Origin of the sequence: Prosthecobacter sp. (assembly GCF_044227185.1) — a bacterium.
In the GTDB taxonomy this organism is placed as follows: Bacteria; Verrucomicrobiota; Verrucomicrobiia; order Verrucomicrobiales; family Verrucomicrobiaceae; genus Prosthecobacter.
The window spans coordinates 130,173-155,115 of record NZ_JBGAFO010000014.1; the positions used below are offsets into that span (position 1 = coordinate 130,173).

A 24,943-nucleotide genomic window follows, 5' to 3' on the forward strand; every position below is an offset into this window, starting at 1 on the left:
AGCATTGGCAGCGGAAAAAAGTGATCAATAATATAATCCAGAGCCGAAAACAGGATGGCGAGATAACCAAAAAAGTCGATAAATTGCGTTTAACGAATGGCCTCCAATCCAGAGACACAAGCACTCCTTGAACAGGCGCTTCATCACGTCTTAAAGGAACAATCTAAAATTTTGCAGCATAAATATTGTGATTTGCTGGTAGGGGCCGCAAAGATGCTTGGTGATTTGGCGATGGAGACCTGGGTTCTATTATCTGAGGGATTTCACAAAATTCGTTCCACGCATCATCTCACTGAGAAAGCACGTGAAATAGAAAAGACGATTGATGATATTTCAGAGCAGAAATGGATTCCTCTTCAGATTTCAGTTGGAAGTATTTATGAGAGAATTGAGGAATCTTTCACGATCAAACCCATCGAGAAGCGATTAAAACTTAAAACCGCAATTGCTGTTAGGAACCATTTTCACAATTTGCGTCTTTTGCTTTTGGAGCAATTGCTATCTGCGAGAATGCTTATTAATAATTCAGACTATGGAGCGGAGGTCGAGCGCGTCTGGCAGCAGTTCCTTCAGCGAGAACTAGGTTCGGATTTTCGGATTCTTCAAGGTGGACGAATGCTGGATTATGATGGTTGTGGGGCCGATGTTCAGATCGATTTATTAATTGTTCCCGCAGATGCTCAAATAATGATTCCAACAGGTTCCGAAGGAGGGAAGGCCAATGTTTTATGCGATCAAGTGATTGCGGCAATAATGATCACCTCGAATTTGACCAGTAAGAAGCTAGCGGAGGATTGGAGTAAATTAAGGCAAATATCAGCCATGTTTAAATTCACTGATGAATTTGCTCACTCAAAACAGCAGGCATGGCCTCTTTGTTACATCGCTGCAGGACAGGCATCACCGCTTAAAGAACTGTCAGAAACGTGGAGCGCACTTGCGAAAGAAGAAAATAATAAGGATTTTGTTGCTCAATTTGTATTGTCCCTAGACTCTGGATATTTATACTCAGGTGCCACCTCTTGGCCTAGGCCATTTGCGCCTACCAACTACAAAACAAATGATGAGGTTGCTATGCACGATGGCATTTATGCGGGCCTAGGCATCGCTTGGCTTCTCACTCAAATTCGAGCGCGTGCAAAACTGCTGCAGAACAAGCCTACTAATACGATCAAGCGTTTTATAAGACTGCTAGATGACGCAACGTTAAAGCCTGGAGTGCCGGCTACATGGTCTCCACGATTTGATAACTTTGGGAGCGTACGACCAATTTCTGGCGTTTTTCACTGGGGTAATACCTCCAGATGGGCGCATAATCGACTTTATCTTTGCTCACTAAAGAAAATATTTGATGGAGATAAGTATGCACCAGGCGAATATGTTTATCGTAGTGGGGTGGATGTTTCCACAATGGATTGGAGAGTTAAGTCAGACCATCTTCGGTGGTTTCGACATGGCCATTACAAGGCAATAAAGAGACTGATCGTGGTTGAGGAATGGACTCCTGTGGAAGGAGGATCTAAATATGAGAGGCGCCATGCCGTTTTCGATTCCTCTACTGGTGAGGACTTGAATGTGGATATTCCAATAACCAAAAGTCCTCATGAAGTCGATGAGGCGATAGAATCGCTAGCCCTTGAGCGCAATCATGAATAAGGAAGTCAAGTGTTATTTTTAAGGTTTATGTGTGCATTGAAAAACATGAGTGACGTGCGGTCTAAAATATCGAGATTCAGGCTGCAAACGCCCTCGCACATACCTCCATGATCCCCGCGCGCGTGGTGCAGCGGCGCATTTGATTGAGGAAGATCTCGGCATCGGCCAGCCCCCAGGCGAAGAAGTTGAGGTGCTTTTTGATGCGGTTCACCATGTCCAGCTCGCGGGTGTTGGCGGTGGTCACGCATTCGTACAGCTCCTCCACGTAGCGCAGGCGGTCCGCGGGGGTGGGCTGTAAGACGGGCTGGCCGCGCACGTGCTGGCGGATCTGGTCAAACATCCACGGATTGCGGATGGCACCGCGCCCGAGCATGAGGCCGCGCACGCCGGTCTGCTGCATCACCTCGGCGGCGTCGATGTGGGAGTTGATGTTTCCATTGGCCAGAACAGGGCAGGGGAGGCCGGCGGTGGCCTGGCCGATGAGATCGTAGCGCACGCCGTCGCGATACATCTGCAGCACCGTGCGGCCGTGGATGGTGACGAGGTCCACACCATGCTTCACAAACAGCGGCACCAGCGCATCGATGGTCTCCGTGTCATCAAAGCCGAGCCTGGTCTTCACAGTGAACTTGATGGAAACGGCCTCGCGCAGGGCTCCGAGAATCCCCTCGATGCGCGGCACATCGCGCAGCAGGCCGCCGCCGGCGCACTTTTTGTACACGATCGGCGCGGGGCAGCCGAGATTGAGATCGACGGCCGCGATGTGGTAGTTTTGCAGTTCTTTGGCGCTGCGCACCAGCGAGGGAATGTCGTTCCCGATCATCTGCGCGATGGCCGGTTTGCCCGTGGGATTGTGAATCAGCGAGGCGAGGATGGGCTTGTCCAGATGCGAGTCTGGATGCACGCGGAAGTACTCCGTGTAGTACACATCCGCGCCGCCGTAGCGCGCCATCAGCCGCCAGAACTCCAGATCCGTGACGTCCTGCATCGGCGCCAGGGCGAGCAGGGGCTCGGGGCGGGAGAGGAGCTGGTCGAGGTGTTCGGGGGGAGTCATTCGAAAGTACTCGCGAGCTTTAGCTCGCTCTGGTCAGGGCGAACGCGTTTTCCAGAGCGGGCTGAAGCCCGCAAGTACTTTACAGCGCCGCCCGATACAACTCCACAAACTCCGCCACGCTGGGCACGCGCGGGTTGAACTGCGCGGTCCACTGTTTGGCGGCCATTTCGGCGAGGTCCTGCAGGTGTTCTTCCTTCACTCCGTAGTCGGCGATGTTGCGGGGCATTTTGGCCTCCCACAGGAGTTCGCTCACGCGGTCGGCCAGGTCGCCGTCGAAATAACTTTTGTAGATCGCGGCGATCTCGGGGTCCTGCGAGTTGAAGCGGATCACGTGCGGCATCATCACGCCCACCGCTTCGCCATGCACGACGTGGAATTTGGCGGTGAGGGGATTGGCGCAGGAGTGGGCGGCGCCGAGCATGCTGTTCTCGATGGCGATGCCCGCATAAGCGGCGCCGAGCTGCATCATGCCGCGGGCCTCGGTGTCCTTCGGATCGCGCAGCACCCGGCTGAAACCGCTGTGGCAGAGGCGGAAGCCTTCGCGGGAGTAGAGGGAGGAAAACGCATTGCGCTTGTTGGTTACCGCGGTTTCCAGCGTGTGCGTGAGGGCATCGATGCCGGTGCACACGGTCACGCGCTGCGGCTGGGAAACGGTGAGCTCCGCATCCAGAATGGCCACCTTCGCGGCGGCCTTGGGATCGCCGCAGGCCATCTTCACATGCGTCTCGGCATCGGAGATGAGCGCAAAGCTCTGGCATTCGCTGCCGGTGCCGGCGGTGGTGGGGATGGCGATGAGCGGCAGCATGGGCTTGCCGGCTTTGCCCACGCCCCAGTAGTCGTGCATGCGGCCGCCGTTGGTGAGGATGAAGTTGCAGCCCTTCGCGGTGTCCATGCTGCTGCCGCCGCCGAGGCCGATGAGGAGGTCTGCCTGAAACTCCCGCGCCACCGCCACGCAGGCGTCCACGTCTTCCGTGCTGGGGTTTTCCCGCACCTCGCCAAACACACGGGCCTGCAGCCCGGCCTCGACGAGGAAGGACACTGCGCGGGTCACGTAACCGGCCTTCACAATGCCCGGATCGCTCACCACCAGGGCGCGTTTGCCGCCGAGATCACGCGCCAGCTCGCCCACGCGTGCGAGCGTGCCGTTGCCATAAATGAGCCGCGTGCGCGGCTGGTAGTCGAAGGGGGCGAGGGACATTATTTTCTGTCTAAGGGGGGCTTGCGACGAATCTGTGAGGACCGGCTCCATCCCTGATGGAATGTTCCAAGTCCCAGGATAATCAGGCCTGTAAAGATGGAGTAGCCTCGGGTGCCAGCCTGCACGGCTGAAAAATAGCTCGCCACCGTCGAGATAATTCCGACAGAAGCAACAAGGGCACCGGCGATCATGAGTGCCTTGACCTGCTTGGGAGCATCATGAGACGAAACGTCCCGCTGACGGGCTTCGACATCAGGGACGTCAAACATCTGCCCGCATTGACCGCATTTGGTCTGGAGACCAACATCGATCTTGCGGGCTGCAAGCCAGCTTTTACAATGTCCGCACAGATAGCGAAATGAAGGAGTCGGGGACTCGCCGAGCAACTCGCTGACGGGATACCAGAAATCCTGTTTTTCATGTCTCGCCATCGCCATGGCTGGCAGTATCCCGGTGTCCACATCCGTGCGAATGCCCTCCAGCGCATACGCCCGGGGTTCCGCATTGAAGGATGCTTTGACCAAGTAGCCCATGGCGTGCGCGGGAGTTCTGAATCACGCGCAGTCGATCGAGCGCCGCTTGTACAGGAACTCAAACATGTTCCCCTCATGCGGCTGGTCCCAGCTGATCTTCATCGTGCTGATCGGCCCGATGTTCAGGCGGTCGATGTCGCCGCACTCGAGGAGGTCGCTGATGAAGGCGGGGTCCTGGGTGATGGCGGTGACGATGAGGGAGTAGCCGATGCGGCCGAGCACTTCGCTCTGCGGCATCTCCAGCACGCTGGCGTAAGGGCAGAGGAATTCGCGGTTGGCGAGGGGGTGCTTGTTGTCCGAGCACCAGATGATGGTGGGGCGCAGGAAGGTGCCGCCCTGAAATTCCACCTTGCGCGGGCCGTCGCGGAACTGCGCGGTCACGTCTTCCGCGCCAGGAGTTTGCAGGTCGCTGTCGATGGCGCTGTCGATGTAGTCGGCCATCTTCACATTGGCAAAACCGGAGAGGCGGGCGTTTTCATCGTCCGCCGTGGTGGGCTTCACCGGGCCCAGGCGCTCGGCGATGGCGGTGGCAATCTCCTTGCCATACTTCGGCACGATGACCGCGGAGGCATTGATGCAGGAGCGTCCGCCGTTGTCGCTGATGGAGGCCACCATCACATCGAGGTAGTCCTTCCAGTTTTCGATCTTGTCTTCGCCGATGATGATTTTGCTCCAGCCGGGGCCATGCACCTGCACGGCGGGATTGCCCTCGTACATCTTCGCCATGTTCACGTCGCCAAAGACGAGATTGCGGCCGCAGAGCTTCACCACCTCGCCGCTGCCTTCGTGGTCGGTGGGGTAGAAGCCAAAGGCTTCCGGCGGAGCGCCGGCGGCGATGAAGGCCTGGATGAGACGATACGGCGTCCACGGCTCCTCGCGGCCGGGCTTGATGACCACGGGGATCTTCAGCGCGATGGCGGGCAGCCAGAGAGAGTTCACCGCCGGGGAGTTGCTCGGCATCACCAGGCCGAGGGACTTGGTGGTGGGGAAGTAGGACACCGGGCAGCCGGACTGCGTGCCAAAGCCGCGGTCAATGACGCTGAGGTCCAGCCCGCGGGTGAGGCCGTTGAGGATGACCTTCATGTTGGTCAGCGCGTAGTGCAGCTTGGCCATGTTGCGCTTCACCATGATGTGCGGCAGGCCGCTGGTGCGGGAAAGGGTGGCGATGTACTCCTGCGGCGTCTGCGTGTGGCCTTTGTCCCCCAGCGGCAGGGTGCCATTGAGGAAGAGGTCGCCGGCCTTGGCCGTGATCTCGATGAGCTGCTCCACCGTGAACTTCTTCAGCGCCGCGCGCGCCTCGCCGATCTTTGCCAGGTCCTTGCGCACGATGCCGGCATTCACCTGGCTGATCTCGGCGCAGACCTCGCCGGTTTTGTGGTCTTTGACCTGAACCTTGTCGAGCGACTCATAGGGGCGGCCTTTGCGGAGGGCAGGGAGATGGGGAATGGACATTGGCGGTTGTTTTTTGAGGGAGCGTGAGGATTACGAGCGTCCTGCACGCGGGGCAATGAAAAAACTGGCATCCATGGTCAAGTCTTTCAGGCGTGTGCGGATGAGGCGGCAGGCGCGACACCCTGGCTGAGCAGTTCAGGCGGGACCATGCGTGCCAGACCTTCGGAGAAATTGGAATAGAAGGGGTAGTCCGGGTGCGGCACGCCGTGCTCGCCCACCGGGCGGTAGCGCCACTGCTTGTACATCCAGAGCCAGCACTCGGGGTGCTTGCGGATCTCCCGCTCAAAGATGTCCCAGATGCGCTGCGTCATTTCGCGCGTGTCGGCGTCCGGGCCGGGCTCGATGCCCTCAAACAGATGCGCCTCGTAGCGGCCGTCCGGCAGGGGGCGGCACACGCCGGTGATGATGGAAAGGCCCAGCCGCTTGGCCAGCTCCACATGCAGGGTGGGCACGGACGTCCACAGGCCGTAGCACTGGATGGCGGCGGCCGCGCGGCCGGGGGGGATGCTCAGGTCCGTGAGAAGCCCGGCGTGGCCTTTGCGTTTGAGCGCCTTCATCAGCTTGATCATGGCATTGTCCTGGGAGATGAAGGTGTGGCCTGACTGCTCGCGCAGCCTTTTGAAAAGGTGGGTGATGGCCGGGTTTTTGAAATCCTGCGCCACCACGGTGAAGGGGAATCCGCGAAAGCCCCACACCTGGCTGACGAGCTCAAAATTGCCGTAGTGCGGCGTCACCCATACCGCGCCGTTTTGCCGTGCCCGCTCTTCAGATGCGGCGTCTGTGATGATGTCGAAATGCTGCCGCCAGTTGTCCGCGGTGAGCTGGGGGGACCAGAACAAATCCACGAAGGTGCGGGCAAAGACCTGATAGGAGTGCCGTGCGATGCGCCTCCGCTCCGCCGGCGTGTATTGATCGCCAAAGGCGCAGCGAAGATTGTCCAGCGCCGTGGCGCGGCCGCGCTGGTCCAGCCAGAAGGCCAGGGTGCCGAGCACGCGGGAGAGCACCATGAGGACGTGGCGCGGCACCCGCGGGAGCAGCCACACGGCCAGATCGAGCAACTGGATCTCAAAATAGTATCGAATCTTCTTCACAAATCATTCAAAGGGGTGCGGTCCGTGTTACGACGGCCCATGGCCGCGTTCAACCGGGAATAGCGCCCGGCGTGACGCGCGCCGGATCCCGGAGCGAGGCGGCCGCGAAGAAATATCAGGGCGGCTTCACGTGGCGTTTGGTGTTTGCACAAAATGCGTTACGATGATGCATGCCATCCCCCAACCTCAGCAGCATTCTCAAGCGACTCCTCAAACAGCCGACGGCCCCGTTTCATGAATACCATGTGCGCGCGGAGATCGAGGCCCTGCTCAAGGACTGCCCGAATGTGAAGCTGAAGCGCGACAAATTTGGCAACCTGCTGGCCACGTACAAAAACGGCAAGTCCAAGAGCAAGCCCACCTGGGTGTTTGGCGCGCACATGGACCACCCCGCCTTCATCAAGCCGCCCGGCAGCACCAAGAAGGACGAGTGGGATTTCCTCGGCGGTGTGGGCAGGAACGAGGTGGATGCCGGCGTGAAGCGCGGCCTGCGCAAGGTGAAGGGGCAGATCGCCACCTGGAACTTTCCGGTGAACATCACCAACACCCGCATCGAAGCCACCGCCTGCGACGACCTCATCGGCTGCGCCGCCATCGTGATGACCTTCCTTGAGCTCGCCCGTCTGAACATCCAGACCACGGTGCATGCCGCCTTCACCCGTGCGGAGGAGGTGGGCTGGCTGGGGGCCTGGCACGTGGCGCAAAACTGGCCCTTCGGTGCGGACAGTGTCTTCCTCTCCCTCGAAACGAGCCGTCCGGTGAACGGCGCCGTGATGGGCGGCGGCCCCATCCTGCGTGTGGGAGACCGCGTCTCCATCTTTGACAATGAGGCCATGGCCGTGCTGATGACGACCGCCAAGGAGCAGGGCATTCGCGTGCAGCGCTGCCTGCTGGATGCCGGTGCCTGCGAAGCCACCGCCACCCAGGCCTCCGGCGTGCGCAGCGTGGGCATCTCCATCCCGCTGGGAAATTACCACAATCTGAACGACGCGCGGCAGATTGCGCCGGAGTATGTGATGATGGACGACCTGAAATCGATGATCGATTTGCTGAAGGCGCTGGTGGCGACGAAGCATGACGGCATCGGCGAACGCACCATCCGCGAACGCGTGGAACTGCGCCTGCAGGAGCATGAAGAACACCTGAAGGCGGGGACGAAGCTGTTCAAGTAAGGGGGGATGAGAGACGGAGCGCGGGCCTCCGAGCCCGCAGCACTCCATGAAGCCCCCTGAGTTCCGTGTTTTGCCAACGCGCGCTTCTGTTTCGTCGGCCTATTCCTGAGCACAGCTCGTCGGGTGGAGGAGGTCATTCTCTGTGTCAGCAAAATGCTGCGGGCTCGGAGGCCCGCGCTCCACTGCTACCTTGACCTCCCTGCCTCCCTCGCCTTCTTTCGCGCCCCCTTATGTCCAGCGAGCAGCGCAAAGCCTTTCCATTTTCCGAATTTGAACCGCAGTGGCAGGATGTGTGGGAGGCTAAAAAGGCCTTCCGCACGCCGAACCCTGGCGATGCCGACTTCGATGCCTCGAAGCCGAAGTACTTCGTGCTCGACATGTTCCCCTATCCCAGCGGCGCGGGGCTGCATGTGGGCCACCCGGAAGGCTACACCGCCACGGACATCATCGGCCGCTTCAAGAAGATGTCCGGCTTCAATGTGCTGCACCCCATGGGCTGGGATGCCTTTGGCCTGCCTGCGGAGCAGTATGCCATCAAGACCGGCACGCATCCGCGCGTGACCACGGAGAAGAACGTGGCGAACTTCACCAAACAGCTCAAGAGCCTGGGCTTTGCCTATGACTGGGACCGCGAGGTGAACACCACCGACCCCGGCTACTTCAAATGGACGCAGTGGATCTTCCTGAAGCTGTACAATTCGTATGTGGGTGAGGACGGCAAAGCGCATCCGATTTCCGAACTGGAAGGCAAGGGCCTGAGCCGTGAGGAGATCGATGCGAAGCGTCTTGCCTATGTGTCCTCCGCGCCGGTGAACTGGTGCCCTGAGCTGGGCACCGTGCTGGCCAATGAAGAAGTGGTGGATGGCAAGAGCGAGGTCGGCGGCTTCCCCGTGGAGCGCCGTCCCATGCGCCAGTGGATGCTGCGCATCACAGCCTATGCCCAGCGCCTCATCGATGAACTCGACGGCCTGGACTGGCCGGAAAGCATCAAGCTGCTGCAGCGCAACTGGATCGGCCGCAGCGAAGGTGCCGAGGTGAAATTCAAAGTGGCCGGCAGTGAGGAGACGATCACCGTTTTCACCACACGCCCGGACACACTGTTTGGTGCCACCTACATGGTGCTGGCGCCGGAGCATCGCCTCGTGGACTCGCTGGTCTCCGAAGAGCAGGGCACCGAGGTGGAGAAATACCGCGAGAAGGCCGCCCGCAAGAGCGATCTGGAGCGCACGGAACTGGCCAAGGAAAAGAGCGGCGTCTTCACCGGCGCGTATGCCATCAATCCCGTCAACGGTGAGCAGATCCCCATCTGGATCGCCGACTACGTGCTCATGGGCTACGGCACCGGAGCCATCATGGCCGTGCCTGCGCATGATGAGCGTGACTTTGAATTCGCGCAAAAGTTTGAACTGCCGATTCGCGCTGTTCTGATGCCTTCAGACGAATGGCTGCTTGCCAACAAGGGTGATGTTCCCGCTCCTGAGCATGATGTTACTCAGTTTAGACAGGTTTATCTACAGAATGCTGGACTGTTTGGTGCCGCTCATACAGAGGTTGCTACCGCAGTGAACAGCGGCTTCCTGGACGGTCTGACCACTCCCGAAGCCAAGAAGAAAATCGCCGCATGGCTGGAGGAAAAGGGCCTGGGCAAAGGCACCATCAACTTCAAGCTGCGCGACTGGCTCTTCAGCCGTCAGCGTTACTGGGGCGAGCCCTTCCCGATCGTGTGGGAAGACGGCAACCACCGCAGCATTCCCGAAAGCGAGCTGCCACTGATGCCACCGGATCTGGAGGACTTCAGGCCCACGGGCACGCCCGAGCCGCCTCTCTCCAAGGCCACCGACTGGGTGCAGTACTCCGCCACCGCCAAGCGTGAGCTGAACACCATGCCGCAGTGGGCCGGCTCCTGCTGGTACTACCTGCGCTACTGCGATGCGAAGAACAGCGAACGCTTCGTGGGCGAAGCCGCTGAGAAGTACTGGATGGGTGGTGGCAAGCCCGGTGGCGTGGATCTCTACGTCGGCGGCACCGAGCACGCGGTGCTCCATCTCCTGTATGCTCGTTTCTGGCACAAGGTGCTGTTTGATCTGGGCTATGTGAGCACGCCAGAGCCCTTCCAGCGTCTGGTGAACCAGGGCCTCATCCTGGGCGAAGACGGCCAGAAGATGTCCAAGTCCCGCGGCAACGTGGTGAATCCCGATGACGTCGTGCGTGACTACGGTGCGGATTCACTGCGCCTGTATGAGATGTTCATGGGCCCGCTGGAGCAGGTGAAACCCTGGAGCATGAAGGGCGTGGAGGGCGTGTATCGCTTCCTGGCCCGTGTATGGCGTCTGGTCATGGAAGTGGATGACGAGGGCGTGTGGAGCATCTCCGCCGCGCTGCAGGACGTGCCCGCCAGCAAGCAGCTCACCAAGGCGCTGCATGAGACGATCAAGAAGTGCGGCGAGGACATCGAGAAGCTCAGCTTCAACACCGCCATCAGCGCCATGATGGTCTGCACCAATGCCTTCACCGGCGCGGAGGTGAAGCCCGCCGCCGCCATCGTGACCTTCCTGAAAGTGCTGAGCCCCTTTGCGCCGCACATCGCGGAGGAGCTGAACGCACGAATCGCCAGCAAGTTCCCCGCGCTGGCCGTGGACGGACTGCTCAGCGATGCCACCTGGCCGAAATACGATCCCGCCGCCCTCATCGAGGACGAGGTGGAAATCGTCTTCCAGGTCAATGGCAAGCTGCGCGACAAAGCCCGCGTGCCTGTTCAGGCCACGAAGGAGGAGATCGAAAAGATCGCCCTGGCCAGTGCGCGTGTGCAGGAGTTCATGGAAGGCAAGCCGCCGAAGAAGATCATCGTCGTTCCCGGCAAGCTGGTGAACATCGTGGTGTGACCCGGCCTGCGAAACAACATATCGGCCCCTCACCCGGCCTTTCCCCGTGGGTAACGGTAAAGCTATCATGTCCTCGACGGGTAGAGGGGGGATGCGTTGTGACTCCGATTGAACTTCAAAGTGCGACGACGCGAATCTCCTCTCCCCGTCGAGGACACCGTTGCTGGCAGGCTCATACGGGGAGAGGCCGGGTGAGGGGCGGAACAAAGTTACCTTGAGCTGCCGTGCCTGATGCCACGGGATGGCTGCGGAAAACAGCCCCATTACGCAAAGATCGAGAATTCAGGCGCCAGCCGCTGCTTCACGCTCACTTCTTCAGCCTCGGCTCGCCGATGCCCAGTTTGGCGAGCTCCTGGCGCACGGCGGCCATGTCCTGCGGGGAGACAAAGAGCATGGTGAAGGCGCCGCTGATGGTGCGCACCACAAAGGCGGGCTGCAGGCCGGCCTTCATCTCGCTGTTGAGCTTTGCCTCCATCACCGGCTCGCTGGTGAAGGACCAGCGGGAGTAGGGGCCTTCGAGCTTGAAGTTGCTCAGGTAAATGGCGCGAGACTGCCCGGTGGCGTTGTTGTACTCAAAGTAGATGAGCTGCTCGCCCTTGGAGCGCTTTTCCTCGGTCTTGACCTGCAGCTCCTCGCTGCTCATCCAGGGGGTGAAAAGCTTCTCGCGCTCCTTCGCCTTCGAGCCCTCCACTTTGGACGGGTAGGAGAGCCGGATTTCATCCTTGGCCTGCAGCGGGGAGGGGGCCAGAACGAGCAGTGTCACGAGCATTCCGGCAAAAGGCAGAAGCATTTTCATCGTGCAATGGCATATGGCAAAAACCTCATTTCTGTCAAGCCTGCCCCAGAATCTTTTCATGCCGCGTCTCGAAGCGCATTAGTCAAATCCACCCGGCAGGTGCGGCCTCTCCCTGCGTGGAGGCGGCCGGGCGGCGCCTGTGGCGCGGCGGGCCCCGTGCGTGACGCGGCGGGGGGCGCTCCCTGGCTTTACGCCGTGGCTGGGCGGTTCCTAAGCATTCAGGCATTTGCGCGCGCGGGAGGTTCGCGCTCATGTGATGTGTCATGCTCATCGCCATCCTTCACTACTCCAAGCCGCCCGTGATCGGCGGCGTGGAGCGTGTCATTGGGGAGCAGGCCGCCGCGCTGCGCTCCCTGGGGCATGAGGTGGAAATCCTCACCCGGCATGAGTGGCACCTGGCCGCCTGGGACGCCGTGATCGTGCACAATGTCTTCACCATGCCCTTCGATCTCGCGTGGACGAAGAAGCTCGTCGCGCTCACCCGCTCGCGGCCGGACATCCGCTGGATCAACTGGGTGCATGATGTTCGCTGGTCCGCGCAGGTGCCGCAGGCCATCCATGTGGCGGTCTCGGAGCACCGGCGGCTGGACTACATGAAGGCCACGCAGGAGCCCGTGCACGTGATTCCGAACGGCTGCGACTCCAGCGCGGTGCTGGGCCTCACCGAGCGCGTGCAGGAGCTGCAGCTGGAGCAGGCGGGGCTGGTGCTGCTGCAGCCCACGCGCTTTGTGCGGCGGAAGAACATTGAGTTTGGCCTGCGCCTGCTCGCGGAACTGCCGGAGGCGCTTTATCTCGTCACTGCCGCCCCAGATCCGCATCAGAAGGACGGGGCGAAGTATTTCCGTGAGTTGAAGCGCCTGGCCAAAGAGCTCGGCGTGAGCAGGCGCGTGCGTTTCCTCGGCGAGAAGGGCGCGCTGACGGACAATGACGTGCGCAGCCTCTACCACATGGCGGACCTGCTGTTCTTTCCCAGCACGCAGGAAGGCTACGGCCTCCCGCTCATCGAGGCCGCGCTGCATGGCGTGCCGGTCTTCTGCTCGCACATTCCCGCGCACCGGGAGGTGGCGGTGGGGGCCACGTTTTTCAAGCTCACCGCCTCGCCAAAAAACCTGGCGCGGAAGATCAGGGCGCACCCTGGTGTACAGGTCCGGCAGGCGCAGCGGCAGATGATGGTGCGCCTGGCATGGCCGCGAATCATTCGCGAGATGCTAGAGCCGTTGCTTTCTGGCTGAAACGCTCCATGAATGGCTCTCAATGAGCCCCAATTCCCACAAAGATGAAATCGACGCCGTGCTCGGCGCGCGCCACCCGAATGTCTTCGCTTTCCTGGGGGCTCATGAAGCGGGGGACGGCAGGCAGGTGGTGCGCACGGTGCAGCCGCACGCGAGGGAGGTGGCCGTGATCATGGGGGACCAGCGCATCGTGGCGGAGAAGGTGCACAAGGACGGGTTCTTTGAAGCCGTCACTCCCAGGGGCCTCTACGAGCTGGAGGTCACTCCCTACGAAGGCGAAACCACCCGCCGCAGCGACCCGTACTCCTTTGGCATCCTCCTGGGAGACCAGGACATGTACTACTTCCGCGAAGGCACTCACCAGCGCCTGTGGGAGGTGCTGGGCGCGCGGCTGAAAACCCACCACGGCGTGGCCGGCTGCCAGTTCGCAGTCTGGGCTCCGAATGCGCAGCGCGTCTCCGTGGTGGGAGACTGGAACCGCTGGGACGGCCGCGTGAACGTCATGCGCAACCGCATCGAGGCCGGCATCTGGGAGATCTTCATCCCCGGCGTCACCGAGCACACGCACTACAAGTTTGAGATCGTGGACAAGCACGGCCACCTCACGCTGAAGAGCGATCCCTACGCCGTCTTTGCCCAGCATGGCACGCAGACCTCCAGCCTGGTCTTTGACATGGACCGCTACCAGTGGTCTGACGGCGAGTGGATGCACGCGCGGCCGAAGCACGACCTGTACCACACGCCCATGAGCGTTTACGAAGTGCACTTCGGCTCCTGGAAGCGCAAGGAGGGGCAGGGGAACCGCTGGCTCTCCTACAAGGAGCTGGCGGATGACCTCATCCCCTATGTCAAAGGCCTCGGCTTCACGCATATCGAGATCATGGGCATCGCCGAGCATCCCTTTGACGGCTCCTGGGGCTACCAGGTCACGGGCTACTACGCGCCCACCAGCCGCTTTGGCAATCCGGATGAGTTCCGCGAATTCGTGGACCGCTGCCACCAGGCGGGCCTCGGTGTCATTCTCGACTGGGTGCCCGGCCACTTCCCCAAAGACTCCCATGGCCTGGCGAAGTTTGACGGCACCGCCCTCTATGAGCATGAAGACCCGCGCCTGGGCGAGCATCAGGACTGGGGCACGCTGATCTTCAACTACGGCCGCCATGAGGTGAAAAACTTCCTCATCTCCAATGCGCTCTACTGGCTGGAGGAATTCCACATCGACGGCCTGCGCGTGGATGCCGTGGCCTCCATGCTCTATCTCGACTACTCACGCAATGCGGGTGAGTGGATTCCCAACCATCTCGGCGGGCGCGAAAACCTGGAGGCCATCTCCTTCCTGCGCGAGCTGAACACCGTCTGCTACGCCAAGCACCCCGGCACCACCATCATCGCCGAGGAAAGCACCGCCTGGCCCGGTGTGTCCAAACCCGTGAGCACCGGCGGCCTGGGCTTCGGCTTCAAATGGAACATGGGCTGGATGAATGACACGCTGCACTACATGTCCGAGGACCCCGTGCACCGGAAGTACCACCATGGCGAGGCCACCTTCTCCATGATCTACGCCTTTGATGAAAACTTCATCCTCGTGCTCAGCCACGATGAAGTGGTGCATGGCAAGGGCTCCCTCATCAACAAGATGCCCGGAGACCGCTGGCAGAAGTTTGCAAACCTGCGCATGTTCTTCTCCTGGATGTGGACGCACCCCGGCAAGAAGCTGCTCTTCATGGGCGGTGAATTTGGCCAGTGGAATGAGTGGCGGCATGACAGCAGCCTGGACTGGCACCTCTTTCTGGGGGAGGAGCACAGCGGCCTGCAAAAGCTCGTGAAGGACCTGAACCACCTCTACACCACCCGCCCCGCGCTGTATGCCAAGGACCATCAGCCCGGCGGCTTCCACTGGCTGGATGCCAACGACGCCGACAACAGCATCTTTGCCTACACCCGCTCCGCCTCGGACGGCGACAAGGTGACCGTGCTCGTGAACGCCACCCCCGTGACCCGCCCCGGCTACCGCGTGGGCGTCTCGGAAGGCGGCAGCTACCGCGAACTGCTGAACACCGACTCCCCCGCCTATGCCGGCTCCGGTGTGAGCGCCGGTGCAGGCTTCCAGGCCCAGCCCACCCCCTGGCACGGCCAGCCCTGGAGCATCGTGGTGGATCTCCCACCGCTGGCCACCCTGGTGCTGGGAAGGTAAGGCAAAGCGAGGCGAGGCGAGGCGGGCCAAGGCGAGACAAGGCAAAGCCTGACGAAGAGGGGGATCAGATCACCCTGATCCCCCGGTTTGGAAACGAACGGCGCTGCCGGAAACGGCGGCGCACTCTTCATGGAAATCAGGTCCGCATCGCAGCTCCAGCGCCCCGGAGCGCGGGCCTCCGAGCCCGCAGCACTCCGCAAACACAGCAAACTCCGCGCTCCCCCCAGACTCCGCAGCTCCAGCACCCCGGAGCGCGGGCCTCCGAGCCCGCAGCACCCCGCAAACACAGCAAACTCCGCTCTCCCCTCAGACTCCGCAGCTCCAGCACCCCGGAGCGCGGGCCTCCGAGCCCGCAGCACTCCGCAAACACAGCAAACTCCGCGCTCCCCTCAGACTCCGCAGCTCCAGCGCCCGATCCTGTTTGCCCCCTCTTGACGGAGATAACATTGCGCTCGTGTTTGCCACCTGCTGCGGGCTCGGAGGGCCCGCGCTCCGGTTCTGCTTGCATAGCAGCCGGGTCGTCGTTTGATTGTTGAATGAGCGAAAGCCGCCGCCGCCGCCCGCAAGGTCCTCCGCATCATCCTGAGGTTCGAAATGTGGTGAGGCGGCAGCGGTCCACCTCGCTGAATCCGACACCGGAAGAGCAGATGGATGGCTTTCGTGGGTGGAATGAGCGCGGTTACATTCCTCATCGCGATGAGCCGGGGCTGACGCAGTTTGTCACCTTCCGGCTCGCGGACAGTTTTCCGGAGGATCTCCGGGTGGAATGGTCCAAGCTGCTGGAGATCGAGGACGATCGTGAACGGCGCATCCAGCTCGAAGCCTGGCTCGATCTGGGACACGGGGCGTGCCACCTGCGGGATGAAACCCTGGCCAGGATGACAGCAGCCTCCCTGCGAAAGTTTGACGCCATTCGCTATGGGCTGATCGCCTTCACCATCATGCCAAACCATGTGCATGTGGTGTTTGATGTGCAGGCGGTTCCGATGGCCGACATCATCGGAAGCTGGAAACAATACACCGCTACGCAAGCCAACAAACACCTCGGGCGTTCCGGCCCCTTCTGGCAGGCCGACTACTGGGACACCTACATGCGCGACGCGGATCATCAGGAGCGAACCATCCGCTACATCCGCAACAATCCCGTGAAAGCCGGGTTGGCGGCCGACTGGCGACAGTGGCCCTGGACCTATGTGCGCGCTGACCCCTGACACCCGCGCCGCCGCAACGCCCCGGAGCGCGGGCCTCCGAGCCCGCAGCACTCCGCAAACACAGCAAACTCCGCGCTTCCCTCAGACTCCGCAGCTCCAGCGCCCCGGAGCGCGGGCCTCCGAGCCCGCAGCACTCCGCAAACACAGCAAACTCCGCTCCTTCCTCAGACTCCGCAGCCGCAGCGCCCGATCCTGTTTGCCCCTCTTGACGGAGATAAGATTGCGTTCGTGTTTGCCACCTGCTGCGGGCTCGGAGGGCCCGCGCTCCACGGAATCGTTCGATGGCTGCGCCTGCTGGCGAATTTCATTGCTTCATCATGCGGCTCTGTGTCACGTTCGCACCGGTCCTTCTTTGTTTCTTCCGTTTCCACCTCATCATCACTGCCCTGCCCATGAGCCGACTTCTTCACCGCAGCCTCATCGCCCTCCTCATCTGCTGCGCCGGCACCTTGACTCTGACGGGTCAGACGACCGCCGCGCGAGACACCTCCAGCCCGCAGAAGTCCCTGCTGGGGCACTGGGTGGCCCGCTCCGCCGCGTTTGGAGACACTCATTACTACTTCTCCACAGGCAAACTGACGATGGTGGACACGAGCGCGGAGAAGGGCATGACCTACACCGTGCAGCAGAGCAATGACAAGGAGCGCTGGGTGCGGATCCGCGTCCTGATGCCCAGCGGCCTGGGCCACGACAAAAACCTGGCCTTCTCCGCGGACGCCAGCACGCTCGTTTCCACGATCAAGGATTTCGAACAGACCGAGTACAAGCACCCCACCCAGTGGACCTACGTGGACGCCAGGCAGGCTCCTTGAACCGGGGGCGGGGGTGAGGAAGAAGCAGAAAGGGGGCAGATCGGAGGCGGACCCTCCGCTCGCTCCACTCCATACCACAAAATACCCCACCATGCTCCGAGTGTGGTTTTCAGCGCACCCCATTCCCGCAGGCTGCATTTCATGCAACTTTCGCTTTGACTCCTGAAAACCCGGCCCAATGAAAAGGGTCGGCATGAATCATTCATCACCGACTCCAGCGTCCGCTTCCAGCCTTCCGGCCGGGAAGATCACGCGCCAGCAGGTGGCCGCGCATTGCGGCCTTTGCGTGCGCACCATCGATGCACTCACCCGCGGCGGCGTGCTGGGGCACTACCGCATCGGCAAGTCCGTGCGCTATGACCTGGCGGAGGTGGAGGCCACGCTGCGGCAGCGCTTCCACGTGGGCGGCGCTGAGGCACAGGCTCAGGCTCATCCTCAGGCTCATCCTCAGCCCCAGGAGCCAGGGCAGGGGAGCCCGGGTGGCGCTACGCCAGCCATCTCCGCCACCACCACCGCCACCACGAAGAAGAAGCAGCAGCCGAAGCCCGCCCTCCGCCGCCTGAGGGGAAGCGAGCCTGCGTGAAGAACCCCACGCCCAGCCACACGCCATGTTTCCACTGCATTACCCCTCTCAATTCACCGGCACGCAGCTTTCCGCACCGGACAGCGAGGAGCAGGTCCTCGCCGTGATTCTCGATGACCACAACGACTGGCTGCCGGCCATCAGCCGCATCATCCAGACTCCGGAGGCCTTTGTGGACGCGGACCGCCGCGCCATGTGGCAGGTGATGCTGGAAATGCACGCCCGGCAGGAGGTCATCTCCCTGGCCAGCATGTCCGTGGCCCTGCGCCGCAGCGGCACCGTGCCGGATGGCGACACCCGCGCGTGCATCATCATGACACAGCATGGTATTTTAAACCGGGAAATGGCCGAGTGGCACGCCCAGCAGATCGCCCATGCGCATGCGCGCCGCCTCCTGGCGCAGGCGGTGGAGATGGCGCAGCAGGCGGACGCCGGGCCGCTGGAGATGGCCGCGGTGCTGCGGGAGAGCCTGCGGCAGATGGAGCACATCGCCTGCGTCACGGGCGGGGATGCACCGCGCCCCCTGCCGCTGCGCGCAGCGCTGCCACCCGTGCTGCCCTTTGACACCGCCTGGCTGCCGGAGCCCTTCCGCCCGTGGATTGCGGACATCGCGGAGCGCATGCAGTGCCCGGCGGAGTTTCCCGCCGTGGCGGCCATGGCCGCGCTCAGCAGCGTGGCGGGGCGGCGTTTCTGCATCCAGCCCAAGGCGCTGGACGACTCCTTCACCGAGTTCCCCCACCTGTGGGCCATGCTCATCGGCAATCCCGCCATGATGAAGTCTCCCGCCATGCAGGCCGCCATGCGCCCGCTGCACCAGCTTGAAGACGAGGCCTTCAAAAACTTCGGCGAGATGGAGCATGAGCGAAAGGCCGCCGAAATCGCCGCGAAGATCAAGCGCAGCGCCCTGCAGTCCACCGCGCGCAAGGCCGCGCAGAATGGCGAGCCCTTTGACTACGCCACCCTCATCGAGCCCGAGCTCAGCGCCTGCCCCTGCCGCCGCTTCATCGTGAATGACGCCAGCATCGAGGCCCTGGGGGAGGTGCTCATGGAAAACCCCACCGGCACGCTCTTCTATCAGGATGAGCTGGCCGGGCTGCTGGCCCTGCTGGAAAAGGATGGCAACCAGTCCCTGCGCGCCTTTCTGCTGCAGGCCTGGAGCGGCAAGGAGGGCTTCACCTTTGACCGCATCGGCCGCGGGCGGCGGCGGGTGGAGTCCTGCGCGCTCAGCGTGCTGGGCAGCATCCAGCCCGGCGTCATCGCCGCGCATGTGCGCGCCGCCAATGGCCACACCGCGGGCGCAGACGGCTTCCTGCAGCGCTTCTCCCTCATGGTCTGGCCGGACGTGGATCCGCGCTGGGAAAACATCGACCGCCCGCTGGACCAGGACGCCGAGTGGCAGGCCTCCAGCACCTTCCTGGCCTTTGAAAATCTCAAGCCCGCGGACCTCACCAGCCGCGGCGTGAAGATGGGGCGCGATGGCATCCCCACCTTCCGTTTTGATGCGGAGGCGCAGGAGCTCTTCACCCACTGGCGCAGCGGGCTGGAGCACCGCCTGCGCCGCGGCGGCCTGCCCGCCCCCTTTGAGGCGCACCTGGGCAAATACCGCAAGCTGGTGCCCGCCCTGGCCGTGCTGACCCACGCCGCAGAGGAGCTCGGCGGCCACGTCTCCCACTCCGCCCTGCAGCGCGCCATCGCCTTCGCCACCTGCCTGGAATCCCACGCCCACCGCGTCTTCAGCGCCGGCAACGTCGCGGAGACAGACGCCGTCCACACCCTCCTGAAAAAACTCTGCGAGGGCACGGCCGGATTACCGGAGGAGTTCAAGGCGCGGGACATCCGCCAGAAAGGCTGGAGCGGCCTTCTGCGCCTGGAGGACGTGGAAAGCGCCTGCGATCTTCTGGCTGAGCATCGCTGGCTCATTGCCACGCCCCAGCCAGCCAGCAGCAAAGGCGGCCGACCTACCACGATCTACCATTTGAATTCGCTCGCGAAAGTCACTCTGCAGAAAGCAGCATGAAGACGCAACAATGCCGCCGGGAAAAAGGGGGAGGTTTTGGTGGTTTTGACGGTGTGATTTGAGAGAGCAGTTTTTTTGGGGGGCAGGAGAGGGCGGCTCCGCGAGGAGAAAATCATCCTGATCTCCGTCTAATCCCACATGCGTGATTGAGAGGTAAAAGCGATGCCGTGGAGAGCTTAAAACGAGCCCTTCTAGGAAGCTGACTGCTGCTCCAGTCCAATAAAATCAATGGCTGGAACGTCCATGCTGCTGGCGGCCTCCATGGCTGCCTCCAGCAGAGCATCCATGTCGCGGTAATGGATGTGCGAGAGTCCAATGTAGGGCTCGTATTCCCAAATCCTGCGGGTGTGACGACATATCACGAGATGGTAGGCATCCCAGTTGGCAAAGGGAACCAGCGCAGGGTGCCACCACGTCCATTCATTTTCTCCAGGCACCGAACCATGCGGCGGAATTTCAGCGCCAGGAAAGCGCTGCGCGTCTTCATACATCTGCCAGGAGCTGGCGACCTCGCGAGGAGTCAGCAACCTGTGCCTGCCCAGGATGCCCGTGGTGCCGGGATCTATGTACTTTTGACCACCATACAGCTCATAGATGGACAGAAGCGGCCCAGGAAGACTGAACCCCAGAAGCACTTCTGCTTCTGAGATCACTCTTTGATCCACCGGCGGCAGCATCCCATCCCCATTGTTCAAACCGCGGGCGCGATACGCGGCGATGAGCGTTTGGAATTGGGAGGCCAGGGGACGCATTAATGAACAGGGAGTGTAGCATTATCGTGCGTAAGAACGCAAAAGGAATGCTCTGCATGCAGCAGGCCTTGCCAGCAGATCATCACACTTTCTTCCATCGTAGTCCGCGTGGCTTGTCATTCGGTGGCAGCCCACCACCGCCGCTGAAAGGAAAAATTCGTTCCTCCAGAATGCACCACCAAAACCACCGAAACCGGTGTCCGTGGTTCCTTCATGAGGCGCTCTCCGCAGAGGCTCCCGCCGTGCCCGCTTCACAGAATGGATCTTGCCATTCACCGCGGCTGTTTTTATCCTCAGTCGCATGGCAGGGAAAGTCAGCGCAACCACAGGCCTCCGGATCGCAGCTCTCGCGGCAGGGGTGGTGCTTGTGGTGGCTTCGGCGGGCTTCACGGCGGACGCCCCCAGCCACACGCCTGCGGATTCGGTGCCTGGAAAGCCGAGGCCGACGCGCTGCTGGTGGAGTCCATGCACGGCCCCGCGGATCCCGGTTTTATCTTCGTCATCGAATGATATCAGAACCGGCCAGGGAGGTGAGGTGATCAGTTGCCGAAGCTGCCAGAAGAGCTAAACGAAAAGCCCCGTCTGACCAAAGCAAAAGGCAAATCCAAAGCAGACAAAGCCCAGGCGGCCTCGTTCGCGGCTGGATACGAGCATCTGCTTGGAGGCATTGATTTTTTGATCACGACTGCGCGCCGCTTTGCCGCTCGTGCAGCCAATGCGGTCATGACTGCCACCTATTGGGACGCAGGGAGGCAGTTGGTGGAGTTTGAGCAGGGGGGCAGAGTCCGGGCGGCCTACGGAGACGCCTTGCTGGAGCGGCTCTCCGCCGATCTCACCGCGAAGCATGGCCGCGGGTTCAGTGTGGACAATCTGGAACGCTTCCGCCTGTTCTATCTCCGCTTTCCTCTGCCGGAGATTTCCGCAATGCCGTTGCGGATTTCCGAATCGCTTGCACAAAAAAACGCGCCGTCGGTTTCATGTGGCGGGATTTCCGCAGTGACGTTGCGGAAATCAGAGCCTGCCGTCCTGGCGTGGGTCGAGATCCTGGCCTCGAACCTGCCGCTTTCATGGTCCCATTACACCAGGCTCATCCGGCTCAAATCGGACCAGGCCTTCGCTTTTTACCATGCCGAAGCCTTGCGCGGGGGCTGGACGATCAAGCAGCTCGACCGCCAGATCAGCTCCAAGTTTTACGAGCGGGCGCTTCTCTCAAAAAACAAAGCTTCCATGCTCACGCAAGGTGGCAAAGCAAAGCCTGAGGATGTCGTCCTGCCGGACGAAGAGATTCGCGACCCCTTCGTGCTCGAGTTTCTCAATCTGCGGGACGAATATTCTGAGTCAGATCTGGAAGACGCTCTCATCCGCCACCTGGAGTCGTTTTTGATGGAGCTGGGAGGGGACTTTGCCTTCATCGGCCGGCAGAAACGGCTGCGTCTCGGCAGCGAGTGGTTTCGCGTGGACCTGCTGTTCTTCCACCGGCGCCTCCGCTGCCTTGTGGTCATCGATTTGAAACTAGGCAGGTTCACCCATGCCGATGCCGGCCAGATGCATCTCTACCTCAACTACGCCCGCGAACACTGGACGCACGCAGGCGAAAATCCTCCCGTCGGCCTGATCCTGTGTGCGGAGAAAGATGAGTCTGTGGCCAGGTATGCCCTGCACAATCTTCCCAACCAGGTGCTGGCCCGCGAGTATCGGATGACGCTGCCGAATGAAAACCTTCTAGCCGCTGAACTGGAGAAAACCCGTCTCAAACTGGAGAAGCGGAAATGATGCTGTCCTGCCGCCGATTGAGGGAGAGAGTGACGCCAGCCGGAGGTGAATGTCTCCTGACCACCGGAGCGAGCTAAGGCTCGGGGACTGCTTTCTTTCCACCCCTGGTGCGCCCGTCAGGAATCGAACCTGAATCTGCGGCTTCGGAGACCACCATTCTATCCGTTGAACTACGGGCGCGTTGTTTCGGGGGCCCGATGTTTCGCATGGGCACCGGAGGGCGGCAAGTCGTTTTGGCGCGAAAGCCTCTGCTTTTTACACCCAGGCCCACGCCGCAGCGCGCCGCACCGCGCCACATTCCACTCTCCAGGACATCAAGACTCCACCACTCCACCCACGCCCCCGGCCTCACAGCAGCTCGTGCTTCTGCGTGCCTTCCTTGGCGGCGGCCTGAAACTTGTGCCAGCGGAAGGGCTCCACCACCTGGCCCCAGAAGGACTTGGGCATGGCGGACTTGATGCCCACCTCCACCGGCGGGCGGCGGGCGCTGTCGTCGTAGTACGTGCCAAAGAGGAGGTCCCAGAGCATGAGGTTTTCGCCGTAGTTCTTGTTCCCCTCGCGCAGGTCTTTGGAGTGGTGCCAGCGGTGCAGGGCAGGGGTGTTGAAAAGGTAGTTCAGCCAGCCAAAGCGCATCTGGATGTTGCAGTGGGTGAGGAAGCCGATGTAGGCCGTGATGGCCCCGAACCACAGCAGGATGTCCTTCGGCGCGCCCGCGGCCGCCAGCAGCGGGGCGGAGAAGATGGCGCTCTTCAGCGTGTCCACGATGTGGAAGCGCCCGGTGTTGAAAAACCACAGCTTTTTGCTGCTGTGATGCACGGCGTGAAAGTACCACAGCGGCATCCACTCATGCGCGATGCGGTGCGCCCAGTACAGCCCGAACTCCGCAATGACCAGCCCCAGCACCACCTGGAAAAACATGGGCCACTGCGTGGGCCAGTAGGGGCCGCCGTGGTCATTTCCCACCATCTCCGCCAGGCCCACGATGGTGGCGGAGACGATGAGGAGCTGCACAAACGATTTGGTGAAGGCGGTGTGCGCAAAGTCGGGAAACTCCTGCCCGTCTGACTGCAGCCACTCCTTCTCATGCGGAAACTTCCGCTCCAGCACAAACAGCAGCGCCGCCAGGCTGAAGTAGGTGATGTTGAAAGCCATGGGCCCATGCCCGCTGGCGATGCCGATCCCGGTGGGGATCAGCGCGGCAGTGAGGATGAGGGGCCAGAGCAGGTATTCAAAAACAGTGCGAAGCATGGACATGGACACCTTTTCAAAGCAAGAAACGGGCAGATTTCCAGTGCGGATCTGGGGAGATGCTGCGCGCGGATTGCGCTCCGGGGCAGGGGAGGCTTGGGGAGGGGAGCGCGGCTGGTGCAGCCCGCTTCCGCAGCGTTTTTTGCATTGCCAGCCCCCCGCCGCCCGCGCTAGTCTCGGCCCTTACTCAAACACCTGAGTCCACGTCTTCCTCGCCATGAATTCCTCCACCGTCCGCTCACTGCTCTGCGTCCTCTCATCCCTGGCATGGCTCCTCGGCAGGGGCTATGGCGCGGACGCCGCCGCCTTTGCCTCGCCCGCCGCCGTCCGCGCCCAGCAGCGCTATGAACAGAGCATCGCCGCAGCCTCCAAGCGCTTCACCGATGAGCTGGACCGCAACATGAAGCTCGCTGTGCAGGCAGGTGCGCTGGAGGAGGCCAATCAGATCACCGAAGCGAAAAATCAGGTGGCGGGAAGCGCGGCCGTCACCGTGGACTTCAAGCGGCAGGGGCTCATCACCGCGCGAAACATGTACCGCGATGCCCTCACGGCGGCCAAAGGGCAGTATTTCCGCGATCTGGAGCCCGCGCTGCGGGACGCCACCAAGGCCGGCAACCTCGCGGAGGCCAATGCCATCGATGCCGTGCGCAAGGCCCTGGCCAGCGAGGTGGCCGATGGCAAAGTCACCGGCAAGCTGGCCAATGGCCTGCTGCTCACGCTCGGCGGCAAACAGAGCGTGTGGGAAAACAAGCCCGTCACGCTGCCGTCCAAGCAAACCGCCGTCACCCTGGAAGGCGTGCTCCTGCTCAGCGGAAAAGTCCGCACAGTGAAGCTGCGCAGCGCGAAGGCCAGCGGCAGCGAACGCCTGAAATTCACGGTGGACGGAAAGCTCTGCGACTTCCAGGAAGAGGGGAGCAACCACCACCGCTACGTTGTCGTCACCCCACAGCCGGGCTCGGACAAGCTGCGCCTGAAGCTGGGAGACTCCATCGCCGCAAACGAATGGGTGTTTGGCCCGTTGGAATGGTCCATCAATGACGGCCAGTGGCGTGAGATCCCCCTTCGCAGCCTGATCGCGGTGGACTGACCGGCGCGGGCCTGGCGCGGTCGGAGCGCGGGCCCTCCGAGCCCGCAGCACTTCGCCAGAACCCGGTGGCTCCGCGCAGGCAGGTGCGCCACTGCGGCGTGCACGCCCGGCGTTTCATTTGTGTCGCCTGCCGGGAGCTTTGAGGGGCTTGCAGGTGCCAGCGGGCTCGGAGGCCCGCGCTCGCACGCCTTTTCACCTCT

The 24,943-nt window shown here is 61.7% G+C and carries 19 protein-coding genes and 1 tRNA gene; 11 read left to right on the forward strand and 9 right to left on the reverse strand.

Annotation, left to right across the window (positions count from 1 at the left end; all coding sequences use genetic code 11):
• Positions 1-96: 96 nt before the first annotated feature.
• Positions 97-1,656, forward strand: coding sequence for a DUF6602 domain-containing protein (locus ACILSQ_RS26935; RefSeq protein WP_395746793.1), 1,560 nt, complete (start codon positions 97-99; stop codon positions 1,654-1,656).
• A 76-nt stretch (positions 1,657-1,732) separates the two neighbouring features.
• Here ACILSQ_RS26935 and ACILSQ_RS26940 read toward each other — a convergent pair whose 3' ends face one another.
• The 5 genes from ACILSQ_RS26940 to ACILSQ_RS26960 form a co-directional block, all read right to left on the reverse strand.
• The gene (locus ACILSQ_RS26940) at positions 1,733-2,710 is read right to left on the reverse strand and encodes a tRNA dihydrouridine synthase (protein ID WP_395746794.1); all 978 of its coding nucleotides are present in this window, start codon (positions 2,708-2,710) and stop codon (positions 1,733-1,735) included.
• 79 nt (positions 2,711-2,789) lie between these two features.
• A complete protein-coding gene (locus ACILSQ_RS26945) occupies positions 2,790-3,908 on the reverse strand; it encodes an iron-containing alcohol dehydrogenase (protein WP_395746795.1) in 1,119 nt (372 codons plus the stop codon).
• Positions 3,908-4,441, reverse strand: coding sequence for a hypothetical protein (locus tag ACILSQ_RS26950; protein ID WP_395746796.1), 534 nt, complete (start codon positions 4,439-4,441; stop codon positions 3,908-3,910). Before ACILSQ_RS26950 ends, ACILSQ_RS26945 begins: the two co-directional genes overlap by 1 nt.
• Positions 4,442-4,462: 21 nt before the next feature.
• Positions 4,463-5,893 (reverse strand): aldehyde dehydrogenase family protein, encoded by a 1,431-nt coding sequence (locus tag ACILSQ_RS26955; RefSeq protein ID WP_395746797.1) that lies wholly within the window; start codon positions 5,891-5,893, stop codon positions 4,463-4,465.
• Between the two features lie 86 nt (positions 5,894-5,979).
• A complete protein-coding gene (locus ACILSQ_RS26960; RefSeq protein WP_395746798.1) occupies positions 5,980-6,984 on the reverse strand; it encodes a lysophospholipid acyltransferase family protein in 1,005 nt (334 codons plus the stop codon).
• Positions 6,985-7,154: 170 nt separating this feature from the next.
• On the opposite strand from ACILSQ_RS26960, the gene ACILSQ_RS26965 reads away from it, so the two are divergent.
• Both ACILSQ_RS26965 and leuS read left to right on the forward strand, forming a co-directional pair.
• On the forward strand, positions 7,155-8,156 hold the full coding sequence (locus ACILSQ_RS26965; RefSeq protein ID WP_395746799.1) for a M20/M25/M40 family metallo-hydrolase: 1,002 nt from the start codon (positions 7,155-7,157) through the stop codon (positions 8,154-8,156).
• Positions 8,157-8,386: 230 nt separating this feature from the next.
• The gene (leuS, locus tag ACILSQ_RS26970; RefSeq protein ID WP_395746800.1) at positions 8,387-11,038 is read left to right on the forward strand and encodes a leucine--tRNA ligase; all 2,652 of its coding nucleotides are present in this window, start codon (positions 8,387-8,389) and stop codon (positions 11,036-11,038) included.
• Positions 11,039-11,345: 307 nt separating this feature from the next.
• Here the strand turns inward: leuS and ACILSQ_RS26975 are convergent, their stop codons facing one another.
• Complete coding sequence (locus tag ACILSQ_RS26975) at positions 11,346-11,834, reverse strand: hypothetical protein (protein WP_395746801.1); 489 nt, start codon at positions 11,832-11,834, stop codon at positions 11,346-11,348.
• Positions 11,835-12,097: 263 nt separating this feature from the next.
• Here ACILSQ_RS26975 and ACILSQ_RS26980 point away from each other — a divergent pair, with 263 nt between their 5' ends.
• The 6 genes from ACILSQ_RS26980 (at position 12,098) to ACILSQ_RS27005 (ending at position 19,883) form a co-directional block, all read left to right on the forward strand.
• Positions 12,098-13,066, forward strand: coding sequence for a glycosyltransferase (locus tag ACILSQ_RS26980; RefSeq protein WP_395746802.1), 969 nt, complete (start codon positions 12,098-12,100; stop codon positions 13,064-13,066).
• A gap of 22 nt (positions 13,067-13,088) precedes the next feature.
• On the forward strand, positions 13,089-15,260 hold the full coding sequence (gene glgB / locus ACILSQ_RS26985) for a 1,4-alpha-glucan branching protein GlgB (RefSeq protein WP_395746803.1): 2,172 nt from the start codon (positions 13,089-13,091) through the stop codon (positions 15,258-15,260).
• A gap of 536 nt (positions 15,261-15,796) precedes the next feature.
• A complete protein-coding gene (locus tag ACILSQ_RS26990; protein WP_395746804.1) occupies positions 15,797-16,471 on the forward strand; it encodes a transposase in 675 nt (224 codons plus the stop codon).
• Positions 16,472-16,863: 392 nt separating this feature from the next.
• Positions 16,864-17,283 (forward strand): hypothetical protein, encoded by a 420-nt coding sequence (locus tag ACILSQ_RS26995; RefSeq protein ID WP_395746805.1) that lies wholly within the window; start codon positions 16,864-16,866, stop codon positions 17,281-17,283.
• A gap of 193 nt (positions 17,284-17,476) precedes the next feature.
• Entirely contained in the window at positions 17,477-17,866 is a 390-nt protein-coding gene (locus ACILSQ_RS27000) for a helix-turn-helix domain-containing protein (protein WP_395746806.1), read from the forward strand.
• 25 nt (positions 17,867-17,891) lie between these two features.
• On the forward strand, positions 17,892-19,883 hold the full coding sequence (locus tag ACILSQ_RS27005) for a DUF3987 domain-containing protein (protein WP_395746807.1): 1,992 nt from the start codon (positions 17,892-17,894) through the stop codon (positions 19,881-19,883).
• 191 nt (positions 19,884-20,074) lie between these two features.
• On the opposite strand, the gene ACILSQ_RS27010 is transcribed toward ACILSQ_RS27005, so the two are convergent.
• A complete protein-coding gene (locus ACILSQ_RS27010) occupies positions 20,075-20,635 on the reverse strand; it encodes an SMI1/KNR4 family protein (RefSeq protein ID WP_395746808.1) in 561 nt (186 codons plus the stop codon).
• A gap of 723 nt (positions 20,636-21,358) precedes the next feature.
• Between ACILSQ_RS27010 and ACILSQ_RS27015 the strand changes: the two genes are divergently transcribed.
• Complete coding sequence (locus ACILSQ_RS27015) at positions 21,359-22,408, forward strand: YhcG family protein (protein ID WP_395746809.1); 1,050 nt, start codon at positions 21,359-21,361, stop codon at positions 22,406-22,408.
• A 105-nt stretch (positions 22,409-22,513) separates the two neighbouring features.
• Here ACILSQ_RS27015 and ACILSQ_RS27020 read toward each other — a convergent pair.
• Positions 22,514-22,588: transfer RNA gene (locus ACILSQ_RS27020), tRNA-Arg, on the reverse strand.
• A 168-nt stretch (positions 22,589-22,756) separates the two neighbouring features.
• Complete coding sequence (locus tag ACILSQ_RS27025; RefSeq protein ID WP_395746810.1) at positions 22,757-23,656, reverse strand: sterol desaturase family protein; 900 nt, start codon at positions 23,654-23,656, stop codon at positions 22,757-22,759.
• Positions 23,657-23,873: 217 nt separating this feature from the next.
• Between ACILSQ_RS27025 and ACILSQ_RS27030 the strand changes: the two genes are divergently transcribed.
• A complete protein-coding gene (locus tag ACILSQ_RS27030) occupies positions 23,874-24,743 on the forward strand; it encodes a hypothetical protein (protein WP_395746811.1) in 870 nt (289 codons plus the stop codon).
• Positions 24,744-24,943 lie beyond the last annotated feature (200 nt).